Genomic DNA, 17,409 nt, shown 5'->3' on the forward strand with positions numbered 1-17,409 from the left:
GGCGCCGCGCACCAAAATCCCACCGGCATACAATGACTAAATGACTGAAACAAGCAGGAAAGCGCAGTGGTTTTCCGATAACGAACGCAACTGGGACGACCGCGCCGAGCTGCACATGGCTGGCAACTACTACGACTACCAGCGCCTTCTCGAGGACCCGACGGCCATTAGCTCTGAACTGGCCCAAGATATCGAACGATTCGGCGATCTCACCGGCAAAGATGTTATCCACCTGCAGTGCCACCTTGGAACGGACACGATCGGGTTTGCGCGCCGCGGGGCCTCGCGCGTCATTGGCCTCGATTTGTCCGAGGCCTCACTTGCCCACGCACGCAGCATCGCCGAGCGCGCAGGCGCTGACGTGGAGTTCGTTCACGCGAACGTGTACGACGCGCGCCAAGCAGTGTCTGGAAACTTCGATCTGGTGTACACCTCGATCGGCGTCCTGTGTTGGCTGCCCGATATCGCCCGATGGGCGCAAGTCATCGCTTCCCTGCTCAAGCCGGGCGGCACTTTCTTCATCCGCGATGACCATCCGATGTTCATGACAATCGGGGAGGATATTTCCGACGGGCTCAAGATCGAGCAGCCATACTTCGAGCAGGACGCTCCGATGACGTGGGATGACGATTCAAGCTACGTGGACTCCCCCGGTGCGCCGCGGATTACTCACACAACGAACCACCAGTGGAATCATTCCCTTGGCCAGATCGTCACTGCTCTCATCAACGCTGGGCTGGTGATTGATGAGCTTGAAGAGACCCCGCGCGCTGCCTGGTGCCCGTGGCCCGAACTTATGGAACAAGATTCCACTGGCGGATGGCATCTTCGTGAGCACCCCGAACGTCTGCCCCTTCAGTTTGCGATCACCGCACACAAAAACTGAGGGCACACTCCTACTCCACTTGGATCAAGCATTTTTCGCGTGCATGTACTCGAGTAGATCTATCCCGATCTTTCCTTGAACAAACAGAGCATGCGCATGAGAATGACTACTCCCAGTTGGGTAATCGCCAATATGCAAGGGACCCCCGAAGCCATTAATTCAGGGGTCCCTCATGCTGAATTCACAGCACCAATGCGGAAGTACTACTCCCACTCGATTGTCGCATAGCCCGTTTCCGTGTAGTCAGCGGGGCAGGTGAGCTGGGATTCCTTTTACTCTTTCATTGAGAGAGCCGTGTAGTCACCCTGTAGTCAGCACTGACTACATGCGATGTAGTCACTTGAGAAGAGTATTTTCGTCCGACCGAAGAGTGATAGCTTTGACCTGCGGAAACGCAGTTCGGTTGTGCGCAACTGACTACATGAATGAAAGGGGTGCCGACGGGGTGGGCCGCTCCCCGACCCGAGAGTAACAAATCCCGAGCGAAGAGTGTTGGCGATGATCTGGGGAAATATACTCTAAAGAGAAGGAAGTAACCACATAGAACGCAATGTGGATCTACAAATGTCGCTCATCGTGCTAACGAAAATGTGCAAGAAGAGGCTGCAGTTACCCAACACTATTTCAGCGCAACCATGAGTTGCTCAATCTTACTGTTCACAAAGCTAGGATTATCAACATTCGAGTTATGCCCTGCTCCAGGTATCCACACGAGAGGGATCTTCTCACCAGCAGCCCATTTACGGTTAAACACTTTGACATCGCCAGCATGGTCCTTCTCCCCGCAGAGCAAGAGCGCCGGACAGTCAATGTTGTAAGCGCGCCTAGATTCAACAGCATCGGCGAGCATCTTGTAGCCGTGCGCGGCGAGCTCCACATACTCCTCCTTGGCGTAGCTCTCGATGAAGGAACGCATGCCGGCCTTCCCCTGGGCGGTTGTTGCCACGCCCCACGATCCCAGCACCTTCAGCCACGACCAGGGCACAAACTGGTACATCCCCTTGGTATGGCGCAGCGCTTTGACCTCCCACGTCGAGTAGTACTTCCTCTTGAGCGGCGCTGAATCAATGGAGACGAAGCCGGCAGCTTCTCTCGGATGGAGGTCGATGAACGCCTGTGCAACGTAGCCGCCGACCGACTGGCCCACAAGCACGAGGTTTTTGATGCTCTCAGCCTCCAAAATTGCGTGCAAAATACGGGCGCAATCGTCCATGGAGAAGTCAAGCGGATATGGGCGCGACTTCCCATGTGCAGGAGCATCCCATACCAGGCAGTTTGCCTTACCTGAGAAATACGCCATCTGCGCGTCGAACATGGTGTGGTCGGCAGTGAGACCAGGAAGAAATACAAGCCACGGTGCGTCCGTGTCAGCAGAAGCGTCTATCCAATAGAAGACATTGCCGCTGCTGGTGTGGTAAACGCGCTCATGCAAGGTTTGAGGCATGTTGAATCTTTCGCAATCAGGTTTTTAGCTGGACAGGCAGCCGTGGCGTCTTTGGCAGGTACTCGCTTGAGGACGACTAGATCTCCCAGACCGGGACAGCCTGCACCACTGCTTCAACGGTGTCGCGCTCGCAATACCGAAACGCACCATCGCCTCAGGCTTACTCATCCCACCGTCAACCATAGCCCTCGCTGCGGCGACCTTGGTCTCATAGTCGTATCTCGCCCGCTTTACTCCCATGACAAGAAGCCCACCCCTCCCGATCACGCGGTACATCTTCTGCCACTCTCTCACAGTCTCGGCACACACACCAAGCCTCCTGGCGCTCAAACCATAGCCAAATCCCCTCGCAAACATCTCCACCGCCTGCTCCCGAAGCAAACGATCATGCCTCAACCCCAGATCCACAGACACGAAAAGCCTCCCGTTTCTTGGACTTCAATTTCGATGTCCAAGAAACGGGAGGCAGTTCATGACGAGGCCGGGGCTTTCAGTCTGCGCGATCAGCTCTCGGAAAGCGTCACTCCCACTCGATGGTGGCCGGGGGCTTGGAGGTCACGTCAAGGACGACGCGGTTGACCTCGGGCACCGAGTTGGTGATGCGCGTGGAGATGCGGGCCAGGACGTCGTAGGGCAGGCGCGTCCAGTCAGCCGTCATCGCGTCCTCGGAGGACACGGGGCGCAGCACGATCGGGTGGCCGTAGGTGCGGCCATCACCCTGGACGCCCACGGAACGGACGTCGGCGAGCAGGACGACCGGGCACTGCCAGATCTCCTGATCCAGGCCGGCAGCCGTGAGTTCCTCGCGGGCGATCAGGTCGGCGGCGCGCAGGATGTCCAGGCGCTCGCGCGTGACCTCGCCGATGATACGAATGCCGAGGCCCGGGCCCGGGAAGGGCTGACGGTTCACCAGGTAGTCGGGCAGGCCCAGCTCGCGGCCGACCGCACGCACCTCGTCCTTGAAGAGGGTGCGCAGGGGCTCGACCAGCTCGAAGGTCATATCCTCGGGCAGGCCACCCACGTTGTGGTGGCTCTTGATGTTGGCCGCGCCCTCGCCGCCGCCGGACTCGACGACGTCGGGGTACAGGGTACCCTGGACGAGGAACTTCACCTCGCCGCCAGCGGCGCCAACCTCTTCGATGACCTGCTTCTGAGCGACCTCGAAGGAGCGGATGAACTCGCGGCCGATGATCTTACGCTTCGCCTCGGGCTCGGTGACGCCGGCCAGAGCGGACAGGAAGCGCTCAGACTCGTCGCACGTGATGACGCGGATGCCCATGCCGCGCGCGTAGTCGTTCTCCACCTGCTCGCGCTCGCCCGCGCGCAGCAGGCCGTGATCGATGAAGAAGCAGGTCAGCTGGTCGCCAACGGCCTTGTGCACGAGCGCCGCGGCCACAGAGGAGTCCACGCCGCCGGAGAGCGCACAAATCACCTGCGCGTCGCCGACCTGCTCACGAATCTTCTCGACCTGCTCATCCACGATGGAACCGGCGGTCCACGTGGGCTTGATCCCCGCACCCTCGTAGAGGAAGTTCTTCAGCGCGTCCTGGCCGAACTGGGAGTGGCCCACCTCGGGGTGCCACTGCAGGCCGTAGAGGCGACGCTCACGCGACTCGAAGGCCGCGACGGGGGTCTCGGTGGTCGACGCGGTGACGGTGAAGCCCTCGGGCGCGCCCTGGACGGCGTCACCGTGGCTCATCCACACGATCTGGTCGTCGGGGGTGCCGTCGAACAGGCAGGAGTCCTTAGCAACAGTGGCTTCGGTGTGCCCGTACTCGCGGGTGCCCGTGCGCCCCACGGTGCCACCGAGGGCGTGAGCCATCGTCTGGAAGCCGTAGCAGATGCCCAGGACGGGCACGCCGGCCTCGAAAATCGCGGGATCGACGGAGGGCGCACCCTCCTCGTACACGGAAGACGGGCCGCCGGACAGGATGATGGCGGCGGGCTCCTTGGCGAGCATGTCCGCCACGCTCATGGTGTGAGGGACGATCTCGGAGTAGACGTTGGCCTCACGCACGCGGCGCGCGATCAACTGGGCATACTGTGCGCCGAAGTCGACGACGAGGACGGGATGCATGTCAGAAGCGTTCACCCTGCCAATGGTACCCGCGCGCGCCCCGCCCCGTCGCACTCCATTACGCATGTCACCACTGCGCACACCGGATACGACGACGGCCCCGCCCCCGGGTGGGGACGAGGCCGACTCGCGTTGCGCTGTAGCGCGCGGCTCAGCGGAAGATGGAGCGCAGCAGCGGGAAGGCGCCGGTGGCCACAGCGGCCTTGACCAGGTCGCCGATGATGAAGGGCACGAAGCCCTTCATCAGGCCCTGCTCAATCGTCATGTGCGCAAACGGGATCATCCAGGCCAGGCCGAGGATGTACACGGAGAAGAGGGACACGAGCGCGGTCGGCGCCATGGTCACAATGCGACGGTCGGCGCCGCGCTGGGCGGCCAGGCCCGCGATCGCGGCGACGAGGAGGTAGCCGAGGATGTAGCCGAAGGACGCGAAGGCCCAGCCCACGTTCGTGCCGGTGAAGACCGGGGCACCCGCAACGCCGAGGAGGGCGTACGCCGCGACGGAGACGAGGCCTCGACGCGCGCCGAGGGTCGTGCCGACCGAGAGGGCGCCGAGCGTGCCGAGCGAGACGGGAACGGGCGTGAAGGGCAGCGGGACCGAGATGCGGGCCAGCACGATCATGGCAATCGTTCCGGCGGCGATCAGGGCGATCTCGCGAACGATCGTGCCACCGAGGCGGTCGGCGAGAACGCGGTTCTCACGCGCGGCGACGGGGGAAGCGGTCAGAGTGGTCATACGGCACCTTTCAACAGGGCTAACAGCCTTTCGTTCAACAATTGAACGATATGCTGCCCGCCGTTCCCTGTCAAGCACACGGGGGCAAATCTCAGGGGGCGAGCGCCACACCGGCGCTCGCCCCCTGGAGCCCATGAGCAGGAATGATCAGTGCGCGAAGTGGCGCGTTCCCGTCAGGTACATCGTGATGCCAGCGGCGTTCGCCGCGTCAATCGACTCCTGGTCACGCACGGAACCACCGGGCTGGACAACAGCCTTCACGCCCGCATCGATGAGCACCTGCAGGCCGTCTGCGAAGGGGAAGAACGCATCGGACGCGGCGACCGCGCCGATGGAACGCTGCTCGGGAGCCTCACCCACGACCTCGGACGCGCGAGCACCGCCCGCACTATCCACGTTGGACGCCGCCGCGTCACCCGTCGAACGCGAGCCCAGCGTGTTCGCACGCTCAACCGCCAGCTTGCACGAGTCCACGCGGTTCACCTGGCCCATGCCAACGCCCACCGAGGCGCCGTCCTTGACCAGCAGAATCGCGTTCGAGCGCACCGCACGCACCGTGCGCCACGCGAACTCCAGGTCCGCCAGCGTCGCCTCGTCGGCGGGAGCACCCGCCGCGAGCGTCCAGTTCTCCGGAGAATCGCCGGGCGCGTCAATATCGTCGCGCTCCTGGACCAGCAGGCCGCCGCTGATCTGCTTGAACTCATACGAACCGCGAGCCGGGGGCTCCACCTGCAGGACACGCAGGTTCTTCTTGGCACTGAGCACCTCGAGCGCGCCCTCCTCGTAATCGGGGGCCAGCACGACCTCGGTGAAGATCGGGACGATCTGGCGAGCCAGCTCCACACTCACCGGGCGATTCACGGCGATCACGCCGCCGAACGCCGACACGGGGTCGCAGGCGTGCGCCAGGCGGTGCGCCTCGGCCACATCGTCAGCCACCGCGATGCCGCAGGGGTTCGCGTGCTTGATGATCGCGACGCAGGGGCGCTCGTGATCGTAGGCGGCGCGCAGGGCGGCGTCACCGTCCGTGTAGTTGTTGTAGCTCATGGCCTTGCCGTGCAGCTGGCGCGCATTCGCGATGCCCGGGGCCAAGGCCTCGTCCTCGGTCTCCTCGTCCTCGAAGGACTCGTCGATCTCGCGGTACACGGCCGCACCCTGGTGCGGGTTCTCGCCGTAGCGCAGCGACTCCACGCGCTCGAACGCGTCGGCGACGAACACGGGCATGCCCGAGGCCTGCCCCTCCTCCTCGGGGACCTCCACCACGTAGTCTTCCTCAGTCTGGTAGCCCAGCGACTCCAGGAACGCCGCGTCGGAGGCGTCCAGGTGGGTCTCGGCAGCCTCGTCGAGGGTCTCGCGCACATCCTCAAGATCCAGCTCGTCGGCAAACCAACCGGCGATCGCCAGGTCGTAGGTCGCCGTGTGCGCGAAGGCCTCGGCAGCCAGGACGCGGCGCTGCTCAAGGGTGAAGCCCTCCCCCGCCGCGGCCGCGGCGACATCCGCGTAACGCTCCGGCGAGGTCACGACCGCGACCGACGGATGATTCTTCGCGGCAGCACGCACCATGGAGGGACCGCCGATGTCGATCTGCTCGACGCACTCATCGAAGGACGCGCCCGAGGCGACCGTGTCCTGGAACGGGTACAGGTTGCACACAACGAGGTCAAACGCCTTGATCCCCAGCTGCGCAATCTGCTCGCGATGAGCAGCCTTACGCTGGTCGGCCAGGATGCCGGAATGAATGAAGGGGTGCAGGGTCTTGACCCGGCCCTCGAGCACCTCGGGGAAACCGGTCACGTCGTCGACCGGGGTGACGGCCACGCCAGCCGCCGCAATGCGAGCGGCCGTGGAGCCCGTGGAGACAATCTCCACGCCGGCCTCGCCCAGCGCACGCGCAAGGTCCTCCAGGCCCGTCTTGTCATACACAGAAATCAGGGCCCGCTTAATCGGGCGCACGTCGATGGGTTCCAGGTTGTCCAGTGAGACGGACATAGTTCCTCCAGGTTGAGACCAAACCCAGGCGCCCAGGCGGGCGACGCCTCGCGGGAAATGCAGCCGCTCCCCGGTGGTCATCCACCCTCGCCAGTCGCGGCACCTCCCAGTCTAGTTCAGGCCCTCGCGCCGCGTCGCCCTCGTCTCGGGGTCATCCGCGTCACCCTCGGCCTGCGCGAACTCATCGTCCACGGGCTCGTCCGCGGCCGTTTCGCTAGCCTCCTCGGGCATCTCGTCCGCTTCTCCCCCATCGGCCACCGCATTGAGATCCTCAGCCCCGGCCTCGTCGGTGTCTGCGTCCGTGTCGCCCGCCTCAGCGGAATCGGAGGCCTCAGCCCAGGCCTCGTCAGTCGTCGAGGCGGCTGTGCCCACACGGGAGGCACGCTCGGCGGCGCGGCGACGCAGGGCCTCGCCCTCGTTGCGCACGCGGCCCGCACCCTCGCCGAGGAGCGCACGCGTCGTCGGGTGGGTCGACAGGGCGATGATCAGCGCGGGCAGAGCGATCTCAAGTACGAGCGCCACAGTCGCCCACCCCACGCGCGGCCCCATCGACGCCAGGCGCACGGAACCCAGGCTCATCGTCGCACTCCACATCCACAGGGCCGTCACGGCCGCGACGACCAACGAGGCCAGAACGCCCTGCGCGCTCTGGTGCAGCAGGTGCTCACGACGGAACGAACGCGCCGCGACGATGCCCAGGCCAACCCCCAGCGCGATCGGCGCGAGAATCACCCACAGACCGGGAGCCGTCTGAGGAACAGCACCCAAGAGCGGGATGGGCGGGATCGGGCCAGTGCCCGCCACGGCCGGAGAATGCAGCGAATCGATGGCCGTCAGGAAACCCGCACCCGACCACCACGAAGCCGCCCACGCCATGACCGTCGGCGCAAACGCCAGCTGGGCGCCGACAATAAACGCCGTATCCGCGCCCGAGGCCGCCCCCAGGATCTCCTGGATCCCGGCGATCCGACTCCAACCAGCCACAAGCGCAACAATCGCGGCAACGAGCGACGCGCCCGCAAGCACCAGGACGGACACGCCACCCAACTTCAGGCCACCCGAAATCCAGTGCTGCATCGTCGGAGCCTCATGATCGCGCGCATACCCCGACGCAACAAACCACACCGAGCCGATCAACGGAATCAACACGCCGCCGATCGTGCCCGTCCACCAGTGCGCATGAGTGCCCGACGTACCCGCGAGCAGCCAGGACGTCAAAAGAAAACCGGGCACAGCAAACAGCGCCGCACTGCGCGGGAAACCAGCCGTATTGCGCAGCAGGAGGCGCACAAGGACGATCAGCAGCGCGCCCGCCAGCGTCGGGATCGCACGGTAATGCACTCCCCCAACCACCGACGTACCGCCAATGACAGCCGCCCACAGGTCGCCACCCAATCCGAGCGCGTCGCGCGGCGTCGTATCATTCATCCACGTATTCGAGCGCAACGTCAGGTAGGCGATCATCGCGAACACCGTGATGAGCGCCCAGCCCGCGAAGGCCGCCTCAACACCCGCGATCACGCCGCGCGCCCACCCCTGCGGGACAGCAACGCGGATCGTCGCCCGATCCGCCACGTACGTGGTCGTCGTCCGCCGGGGGCTGGGTACTTCTCTGATGCGCTCGCTCACAGGCCCATAGTGTCAGAATCGGCCCGGGGCCGCGACGCTGCGCGCCGACCCCGGGCCGATTCGTGCTGTGACGTTAGCGCGAGAGAATCTCTCGAGCGATCTGCGCCGTCTGCGAAGGCGTGCGACCCACGCGCACGCCCACGGCCTCGAGCGCCTCCGCCTTCGCGGCAGCCGTGCCCGACGAACCGGACACGATCGCGCCCGCGTGGCCCATCGTCTTACCCTCAGGCGCGGTGAATCCCGCGATGTAGGCGACGACAGGCTTCGTCATGTTCTCCTGGATCCACGCGGCCGCGCGCTCCTCGGCGTCGCCGCCGATCTCGCCGATCATGATGACGAGATCCGTATCGGGATCCGCCTCAAAAGCCGCCAGCGCATCGATGTGAGTCGTACCCACGACCGGATCGCCGCCGATGCCGAGGCACGTCGTGAAGCCGAAATCTCGCAGCTCGTACATGAGCTGGTAGGTCAGCGTGCCCGACTTGGAGACGAGGCCGAGGCGGCCCGGACCCGTAATATCCGCCGGGGTGATGCCCAGGTTCGCCTGTCCGGGCGAGATGATGCCGGGGCAGTTCGGGCCGATCAGGCGCACGCCCGCCGCGAGCGCGCGCTCGACGACGATCGTGGAATCCTGGACGGGAATGCCCTCGGTGATGAGGACGATCGTCTCAATACCCGCCTCGATAGCCTCGAGGGCAGCGCCCTTCGCGAAGGCCGGGGGCACGAAGATAACGGAGGCGTTCGCGCCGGTGGCCTCGCGGGCCTCGGCGACCGTGCCGAAGACGGGGATCTCGACCTGGCCGTCGGTGACCTTGTCGGCCCCCGGGCCGTAGCCCTGCACGTCGAACGTGACGGTCGTGCCAGCCTTGCGCGGATTCGTGCCGCCCACGATGGTCGTGCCCGAGCTGAGCATGCGCTGAGTGTGCTTGCGGCCCTCGGCGCCGGTCATGCCCTGGACGATGACCCGGGTGTCAGAGTTGACGAAGATAGTCATGGTGATTCTCCTGGAATTCTCGGGTCGTTACTTCGACGAGGCCTGGGCTGCGAGCTCGGCCGCACGCCGGGCTGCACCGTCCATCGTCTCTTCCATGTGGACAAGCGGATGCGCGGCCTCCGCGAGGATCGCGCGCCCCTCCTCGACCTTGTTACCGTCGAGACGCACAACGAGCGGCTTGGAGGCCGCATCACCCAGCGTCTCAAGCGCGCCGATGATGCCTCGGGCGACCTGGTCGCACGCGGTGATGCCGCCGAAAACGTTGACGAACACGGAGCGAACCTGCTCGTCGCCGAGGATGATATCCAGGCCCTTGGCCATGACCTCGGCCGAGGCGCCGCCGCCGATGTCCAGGAAGTTCGCGGGCTTCATACCGCCGAACTCCTCGCCGGCCATCGCAACCACGTCGAGCGTCGACATGACGAGGCCCGCGCCGTTACCGATGATGCCGACCTGGCCCTCCAGGCGCACGTAGTTGAGACCAGCCGCCTTCGCTGCGGCCTCGCGCGGATCCTGCGCGGCCACGTCCACAAGCTCAGCGTGGCCCGGGTGACGGAAGCGGGCGTTGTCGTCGAGAGTCACCTTGCCGTCGACCGCCCACACGGAGCCATCGGGACTGGAGACGAGCGGGTTGACCTCAACCAGAGTCGCATCCTCATCGCGGTAGACGGTCCACAGGGTTTCGAGGACGGGGGCGATGGCCTCGGTGGTTTCCTCGTCGAAGCCCGCCTCCTTCGCGATGTGGCGGGCGACCTCAGCGTCAATGCCAACGACCGGATCCAGCGGGACGCGGGCGAGGGCCTCGGGGCGTTCCTTGGCGAGAGTCTCAATATCCATGCCGCCCTCGCGCGAGCACATCGCCAGGTGGCGGCGGTTCGAGCGATCCAGCAGGATCGAGAAGTAGTATTCGGCGGCGATGTCCGCGCCGACAGCGATCATGACCTTCTTGACGATATGGCCCTTGATATCGAGGCCGAGAATCGCCTCAGCCTTCTCGTAGGCCTCGTCGGCGGTGTGGGCGAGCTTGACGCCGCCAGCCTTGCCGCGGCCACCGGTCTTCACCTGGGCCTTGACAACCAGCAGCGACGCACCCTCCGCGAGCAGCTCGCGCGCACCCTCGCGCGCCTCTTCGGGGGTCGACGCCAGGCGGTAGTCGAGCACGGGCACGCCGTGCTCCTTGAACATCTGCCGGGCCTGGTACTCGTAGAGATCCACCTTATTCCCTCCGTTGAACGTGGTGTGGTCAGCGCAATAATTCTACCGTGCAACCGGCACAAACGCGCCATTTCCTTACATTATGAAGGCTTGTCACGCCCTTGACCCGAGCGCGCTTTTCCTTTGACGTCGCTTTGCGTTGCGGGTGGGTTGCTCGGGTGGGTTGCCCGGGTGGGTTGCAGGGCTCGTCGGGGTGGTTGCCGACCTCGTTGGGGCAGGCAGGGCGTTCCCACTGCCCCGCATGATCACTCCCACGGTAACGAATCCAGCTCTCACGGCGCGACTCGGCGTCATGCGGGTCCCGACAAGTCGCACGTGGGCCCGACAACTCGCACGTGGGCCCGACAACTCGCACGTGGGCCCGATAAGTCGGATGTGGGCCCGATGGTATGCGTGTGGGCAGCGCCGCCCACGTGCATGTCGAGGGGTTTACGTGCGTATCAAGGGGTTTACGCGCACACTCAGCGGTTAACGTGCGAATGCACAATGTGGCTGGCGGGTCGCTACCACCCTGTCCAGGCGCCCGACAATGTGCGCGAGCAACCCATACCCCCGGGAACTGCCCAAAACGCAGACCACTTCGCCCCCAACAGTGCTTTTCCACCGTTTTTTGGCGAGGTGGTCTGCGGTTTGGGCGCCATACCACCTCGAACAGTGCCCGCGCTGCCGCCAAGCGGGGGGAATTGCATCATTAGAGCTGCGACACGCCGGCGACACGCCGACGCAGCGCTTCGCATGGCGCAAAACCCCCACCGCTACCAGTATCGAGCGCGCTGCAGGGGCGGGAGGGCCAGGATGGGGCGCCGGTCGGTGGCGGACGCCCGGCAACTGCACACACGGCAGGGCGCCACGACGAAACAAATCTCGCCCAACAAGAACCACGCCGCGCCGCTTCGGTACAAAACTCTCCCCGCACACCCCTTCTCACCGCATGTCCGGTACAAAACTCTCCCTGCTCGCCCGAAATGGCTCAATTTGGCGCTTTTTCTACATGCAGGGAGAGTTTTATACCGTTGTCACCACCAAGAAGCCGAGCAGGGAGAATTTTGTACCGTATGCGAGGCAGAGATGGGGCTCGCCAACACAACAGGACACCAGGCCCACAGGCATGGAGGGCGCCGAAGGGCCTGGCCGCGGCGCCGGTGGGCGGTGGCGGACCCGGCCGCAGTATCCACAAACAACAGCAACACCCCGCCCAAGCAAATTTCGCATGCAATTCCCCCACGACACGAATCGATGCACGCTCAAAAACCGCAGAATATCAACGATTAGACTTCAATACTTGAAATACGCTCAGGGGAATTGCATGCGAAATTACCGAGATGCAGTCAGGACTCAGCACCATGCCACGACCAGGCCCACAGTCATGGAGGGCGCCGGAGGATCCGGAGGGCTTGGCCGGGCTTCGAGGCGGGGCCTGGCTGCAGTGCCAATGGATAACGGGACCCGGACACAGTATCCACAAACAACAGCAACACCCGGCCCAAGCAAATTTCGCATGCAATTCCCCCACGACATGGATCGACGCACGCTCAAAAACCGCAGAATATCAACGATTAGACTTCAATACTTGAAATACACTCAGGGGAATTGCATGCGAAATTACCGAGATACAGTCAGGACCCAGCACCACGCCACTGACCCACAGGCACGGAGGACGCCGGAGGGGCCGGATGGCCCGGTCGCGGCGCCCGTGGGCGGCGGCAGGGCCTGGCCGGGCTTCGAGGCGACGCGCCGAGCCGAAGGCTCGCGGCGCGGACGGCTCGCGGGCGGGCCACCGCCCACGGGTGCATCAAGCAGCCCGGCCCACGAGATAGGCCACGCAGCGCCCGGAACACCCGTGGGACCACAAGCAGGCCGAGCAGCGCTGGGATTTAGCCGGGAAACGCTAGGAGATCTTCTCCATCGGAGCCATGCGCACGAGCAGGCGCTTCTCGCCCAGGCCGAAGCGGATGCGGGCCACGGTGCGCGGCCCCTCACCTTCGATGCCGGTAACGGTGCCGGCGCCCAGGGTGGCGTGCTTGATGCGGTCGCCGACCTTGAGGGAGAGCACTGGCTTGTCCTCGGCGGGTTTGGTGGCAGGAGCCACGCCCATGCGCGTCACCTTGCGTACCCCCGCAGACTGCGCGGAGGCGCCGCCACGTCCGGAGCCGAAGGCACCCGTGTCGGTGTCACCCCACGGGTCGCGTCCCTCGGAGCTACGGGAACGCCCGTAGGCACCCGAGCCGTACGATCCGGACCCGTAGGAGCCCCCGTAGGACGCGCGCATGCGCTCCCCCGACGTGGCCGCGCGGCGCACGTCGAGGAGCTCCGCGGGAATGTCGTCGAGGAACCGTGAGGGCGGCATCTCCTGCGGAGTCCCCCAGGCGCTGCGTACGGCCGCGCGCGTCAAGTAGAGACGTTCGCGTGCCCGCGTGATGGCCACATACGCCAGGCGGCGTTCCTCCTCCAGCTCGTTCTCATCCCCGAGGCTGCGCTGGTGCGGGAAGGTCCCATCCTCCATGCCGGTGACGAACACGACGGGGAATTCGAGGCCCTTCGCGGTGTGCACGGTCATGAGGGTGACCTGCCCGCTGCGCTCGCCCTCTGCGGGCACCTGGTCCGAGTCGGCCACGAGGGCGACGCGCTCGAGGAAATCCGCGAGGGTTCCACCCGGAGCGTCGGCCGCGAAGGCTCCCGCGACCGAGTGCAGTTCTGCCAGGTTTTCCACGCGCGAGGCATCCTGCGGGTCCTCGCTGCGGCGCAGCTCCGCCAGGTAGCCGGTGCGGTCCAAGACCTCTTCGAGGATGTCGGCCTGCGACGCGCCTCGGGCCTCCGCGGCACGCAGGGTTTCGATGAGTCCCCAGAATGCTGCCGCCGACTTCGCGGCACGCGGGGTAATCCCGAGGACCTCAGGAACCGCCTCGGTCGCATTCTCGGTAGGCAACGAGGCCGGGGCCGCAGCCACGCTCTCATCCGCAGCCGCGCTCACAGCGGGGTTCTCCCCCGCCACCTCACCCGAGGAGGCGGACACCGAAGAATCAGCCGAGGCCTCGTCCGGGGACGTAGAGCGTGCGAGCGCGTCGATGTCGATCCCCTCGCCCTCACCCGCGGGGCAGCCTGCGTGTAGCCAGAGGTGGCGCAAGGCCGCGCCGAAGGAGATTCCGTAGCGGGCGGCGTGCGCGGCGATGGCTTCTTCGGCCTTCGCGCCGATGCCTCGCTTGGGGACGTTGAGGACGCGGCGGGCCGCGACCGTGTCGTCGGGGTTGGAGATGACCTGGAGGTACGCCAGGGCGTCCTTGATTTCGCGGCGCTCGTAGAAGCGTGTGCCGCCGACGACGCGGTACGGGATGCCCTGGCGCACGAGGAGTTCCTCCAGCGCGCGGGACTGCGCGTTCGTGCGGTAGAAGACCGCGATGTCGCCCCATTCGACGCCGGAGTCCGCGAGGCGGTCGATCTCGCCGACGACGAAGCGGGCCTCGTCGTGCTCGGAATCGGCGGCATCCAGCGTGATGAGCGCGCCGTCGCCCGAAGCCGTCCACAGGTTTTTCGCGCGACGCCCCGTATTGCGGGCGATGACCGCGTTCGCGGCCGACAGGATGTTCTGCGTCGAGCGGTAGTTCTGCTCGAGCAGGATCGTGCGCGCGCCCGTGAAGTCGCGCTCGAACTCCTCGATGTTGCGGATCGTGGCGCCTCGGAAGGCGTAAATCGACTGGTCGGAGTCGCCCACGACCGTCAGCTCCGCGGGGGTCACCCCGTCGGATCCATCCCCCACGAGGGCGCGCACGAGGACGTACTGCGCGTGGTTGGTGTCCTGGTACTCGTCGACGAGGATGTGGCGGAAGCGCCGGTGGTAGTGCTCGGCGATCAGCGGGTTCTCGCGCAGCAGGTCGACCGTGCGCATGATGAGGTCGTCGAAGTCCAGCGCGTTCGAGGCGCGCATACGCTTGTCGTACTCGACGTAGGCGTCCGCAACGATGCGCGAGACAGGGTCCTTGCCCGCCGTCTGGGCATAGCGCGCCGGGCCGATCAGCTCGTTCTTCGCGTCCGAAATGCGCGCCGCCACCATCTTTGGGGTGAAGCGTTTGATGTCCACGTCCTGGGCTTTGAGGACCATCTGGATGAGGCGCTGGGAATCCTGGGCGTCGTAGATCGTAAACGACGAGGACAGCCCGGCTGCCTCATGTTCGTAGCGCAGCAGGCGCACGCACGCCGAGTGGAAGGTCGACACCCACATGCGGCGCGCGTCGTCGCCCACGAGGGCGCCCGCGCGCTCGCGCATCTCGGCCGCCGCCTTGTTCGTGAACGTGATCGCCAGGATTTCCCCCGCCCGCGCGCGTCCCGTGGCCAGCAGGTAGGCGATACGGTGCGTGAGCACGCGCGTCTTGCCAGAGCCCGCGCCGGCCAGGATCAGCAGCGGCGAACCCGCGTGCGTCACGGCCTCGCGCTGGCGATCGTTGAGGCCGCGCGTCAGCGACTCGGGGTCGACGCTCGGGCGCGAGGGACGCTCCCAGCCCGACGAAAAACCGCCCGAGGCCGCGGGAGGCTCCCACGCCGACGGTGCACCCGATGCCCCACCCGGCACGGCGATCTCCGGCCACGCGTCGGAGCCCAAGGCATCCTCCACGTCAAAGGCGGGCACCTCCGGCGGCACGTAGTCGTCCTGGAAACCCCCGTCGGGGCCGATCAGGAAACCAAGGTCAGGCAAAGAAGTCGAGTCACTCATCGCCTCCAAGGGTAAACCGCCCCACCCTCACCTGCGACTCCCGCCCCGGGTGGCGCCAACCACGAAAGGCAGCACACAACGAGGCCGGGGCCTCCCCGCGCTCATACGCGGTGGAAACCCCGGCCTCGTCGAAGCGATTACTTCTTGCGGTACAGCGACTTCGTCGCGTAGACCGGCTCCGTCGTCACCTGGATGCCGAGGGAACGGAAGATGCCCTCGTCCACGGGACCCAGGATGACCGACTCGTGAACGTCGCAGTCGCGCAGCGAGCTGAGCTTATCCAGGGCGCGGCGCGCATTGTCGTCGCCGTTAGCACTAACCGCGAGCGCGATGAGGACCTCGTCAGTGTGCAGGCGCGGGTTGCGCGAGCCCAGGTCGTGGGTCTTGAGGCGCTGGATCGGCTCGATCGACTGGGGAGCCAGCAGCTGGACCTCGTCGGGCAGCCCCGCGAGCTTCTTGAGGGCGTTGAGCAGCATCGCCGAGGAGCAGCCCAGCAGCGCCGACGTCTTACCCGTGACGATCTGGCCGTCGGGCAGCTCGATCGCTGCGGCCGGCTCGCCCGTCGCCTCGGCCAGCTCGAGGGTGGGGCGAACGACCGGGCGGTCCATGCGCCCCACGCCCACGCGGCTCATCAGCAGGGAGATGCGCGCCGACTGCACGGGCTCGCTCATTTCCTTCTTCTCGGTGACGAGCGCCTTGTAGTAGCGGCGAATGATCTCCTGACGCGAAGCCTCCGCGCAGGCCTCGTCGTCCACGATGCAGTGGCCCGCCATGTTGACGCCCATGTCCGTGGGGCTCTTGTAGGGGGAGGAGCCGAGGATCTTCTCGAACAGGCGGTTCAAGACGGGGAAGATTTCCACGTCGCGGTTGTAGTTGACCGTCTTGATCCCGTACGCCTCCAGGTGGAAGGGATCGATCATGTTGACGTCGTCGAGGTCGGCGGTGGCCGCCTCGTAGGCGATGTTCACCGGGTGATCCAGCGCAATGTTCCAGATCGGGAAGGTCTCCCACTTCGCGTACCCCGACTCGATCCCGCGCTTGTGGTCGTGGTAGAGCTGCGACAGGCAGGTCGCCATCTTGCCGGAACCCGGGCCGGGGGCGGTCACGACGATCAGGTCGCGGGTGGTCTCCACGTACTCGTTCGCGCCGTAGCCCTCATCGGAGACGATGCGCTCAACGTCCGAGGGGTAGCCGGGGATCGGGAAGTGTCGGTAGACGCGGATGCCGAGCTTCTCGAAGCGTTCCTTGACCTCGGCGGCCGCCTTGTTGTCGTCCGTCCACTGGGTGATGACGACGGACCCGACGTACAGGCCGCGCTCACGGAACTCGTCGATCTGGCGCAGAACCTCATCGTCGTAGGTGGTGCCCATGTCGGCGCGGACCTTGCGGCGCGCGAAATCCTTGGCGTTGACGGCGACGATGATCTCAACCTCGTCGGCCAGTTCGCGCAGCATGCGCACCTTGTTATCGGGCGTAAAACCCGGAAGGACACGCGAGGCGTGCATGTCGTCGATCAGCTTGCCGCCAAACTCCAGGTAGAGCTTGCCGCCGAATTCGCTGCGTCGCTGGGCGATGTGTCGAGACTGCATCTCGACGTACTGATCACTGTCAAAACCGATGCGGTGCATGCATCCTCCGAGGTCGCAGAAATAGAAGAGGCCGTCCGTGCGGGGCGGGCAGGCGCAGTCGCGCCCTCGGGGTTCCATTGTAAGGGCGGCGGCGCATCACTTTACG

The 17,409-nt window shown here is 65.4% G+C and carries 10 protein-coding genes and 1 riboswitch; of the genes, 1 reads left to right on the top strand and 9 read right to left on the bottom strand.

Annotation, left to right across the window (positions count from 1 at the left end; genetic code table 11):
- The first annotated feature begins 40 nt into the window (after positions 1-40).
- Complete coding sequence (locus HMPREF1478_RS07625; RefSeq protein WP_016461509.1) at positions 41-886, top strand: class I SAM-dependent methyltransferase; 846 nt, start codon at positions 41-43, stop codon at positions 884-886.
- A gap of 619 nt (positions 887-1,505) precedes the next feature.
- On the opposite strand, the gene HMPREF1478_RS07630 is transcribed toward HMPREF1478_RS07625, so the two are convergent.
- The 9 genes from HMPREF1478_RS07630 to HMPREF1478_RS07675 form a co-directional block, all read right to left on the bottom strand.
- A complete protein-coding gene (locus HMPREF1478_RS07630; RefSeq protein ID WP_016461510.1) occupies positions 1,506-2,330 on the bottom strand; it encodes an alpha/beta fold hydrolase in 825 nt (274 codons plus the stop codon).
- A 520-nt stretch (positions 2,331-2,850) separates the two neighbouring features.
- Complete coding sequence (guaA, locus tag HMPREF1478_RS07640) at positions 2,851-4,407, bottom strand: glutamine-hydrolyzing GMP synthase (RefSeq protein ID WP_034475387.1); 1,557 nt, start codon at positions 4,405-4,407, stop codon at positions 2,851-2,853.
- 151 nt (positions 4,408-4,558) lie between these two features.
- Complete coding sequence (locus tag HMPREF1478_RS07645; protein ID WP_016461513.1) at positions 4,559-5,143, bottom strand: biotin transporter BioY; 585 nt, start codon at positions 5,141-5,143, stop codon at positions 4,559-4,561.
- A 147-nt stretch (positions 5,144-5,290) separates the two neighbouring features.
- Positions 5,291-7,132, bottom strand: coding sequence for a bifunctional phosphoribosylaminoimidazolecarboxamide formyltransferase/IMP cyclohydrolase (purH, locus tag HMPREF1478_RS07650; RefSeq protein ID WP_016461514.1), 1,842 nt, complete (start codon positions 7,130-7,132; stop codon positions 5,291-5,293).
- 23 nt (positions 7,133-7,155) lie between these two features.
- A riboswitch (ZMP/ZTP riboswitch) is annotated at positions 7,156-7,240 on the bottom strand.
- A 3-nt stretch (positions 7,241-7,243) separates the two neighbouring features.
- Entirely contained in the window at positions 7,244-8,761 is a 1,518-nt protein-coding gene (locus HMPREF1478_RS07655; protein WP_232207453.1) for a cell division protein PerM, read from the bottom strand.
- A 73-nt stretch (positions 8,762-8,834) separates the two neighbouring features.
- Positions 8,835-9,755: a succinate--CoA ligase subunit alpha gene (gene sucD / locus HMPREF1478_RS07660; protein WP_016461516.1), complete on the bottom strand. Its 921-nt coding sequence runs from the start codon at positions 9,753-9,755 to the stop codon at positions 8,835-8,837.
- Positions 9,756-9,782: 27 nt separating this feature from the next.
- A complete protein-coding gene (sucC, locus tag HMPREF1478_RS07665; RefSeq protein ID WP_016461517.1) occupies positions 9,783-10,970 on the bottom strand; it encodes an ADP-forming succinate--CoA ligase subunit beta in 1,188 nt (395 codons plus the stop codon).
- Positions 10,971-12,858: 1,888 nt separating this feature from the next.
- Positions 12,859-15,675, bottom strand: coding sequence for a UvrD-helicase domain-containing protein (locus tag HMPREF1478_RS07670; protein WP_016461519.1), 2,817 nt, complete (start codon positions 15,673-15,675; stop codon positions 12,859-12,861).
- 137 nt (positions 15,676-15,812) lie between these two features.
- Positions 15,813-17,303 (bottom strand): DUF1846 domain-containing protein, encoded by a 1,491-nt coding sequence (locus HMPREF1478_RS07675; protein ID WP_016461520.1) that lies wholly within the window; start codon positions 17,301-17,303, stop codon positions 15,813-15,815.
- Positions 17,304-17,409 lie beyond the last annotated feature (106 nt).

This window comes from Actinomyces sp. HPA0247, from assembly GCA_000411415.1.
Lineage (GTDB): Bacteria > Actinomycetota > Actinomycetes > Actinomycetales > Actinomycetaceae > Pauljensenia.

Bases quoted from the DNA above. Each gene is read 5' to 3' on its own strand.
- HMPREF1478_RS07625 (WP_016461509.1), top strand. From the start codon at position 41: ATGACTGAAACAAGCAGGAAAGCGCAGTGGTTTTCCGATAACGAACGC.
- HMPREF1478_RS07630 (WP_016461510.1), bottom strand. From the start codon at position 2,330: ATGCCTCAAACCTTGCATGAGCGCGTTTACCACACCAGCAGCGGCAAT.
- guaA (WP_034475387.1), bottom strand. From the start codon at position 4,407: ATGCATCCCGTCCTCGTCGTCGACTTCGGCGCACAGTATGCCCAGTTG.
- HMPREF1478_RS07645 (WP_016461513.1), bottom strand. From the start codon at position 5,143: ATGACCACTCTGACCGCTTCCCCCGTCGCCGCGCGTGAGAACCGCGTT.
- purH (WP_016461514.1), bottom strand. From the start codon at position 7,132: ATGTCCGTCTCACTGGACAACCTGGAACCCATCGACGTGCGCCCGATT.
- sucD (WP_016461516.1), bottom strand. From the start codon at position 9,755: ATGACTATCTTCGTCAACTCTGACACCCGGGTCATCGTCCAGGGCATG.
- HMPREF1478_RS07670 (WP_016461519.1), bottom strand. From the start codon at position 15,675: ATGAGTGACTCGACTTCTTTGCCTGACCTTGGTTTCCTGATCGGCCCC.
- HMPREF1478_RS07675 (WP_016461520.1), bottom strand. From the start codon at position 17,303: ATGCACCGCATCGGTTTTGACAGTGATCAGTACGTCGAGATGCAGTCT.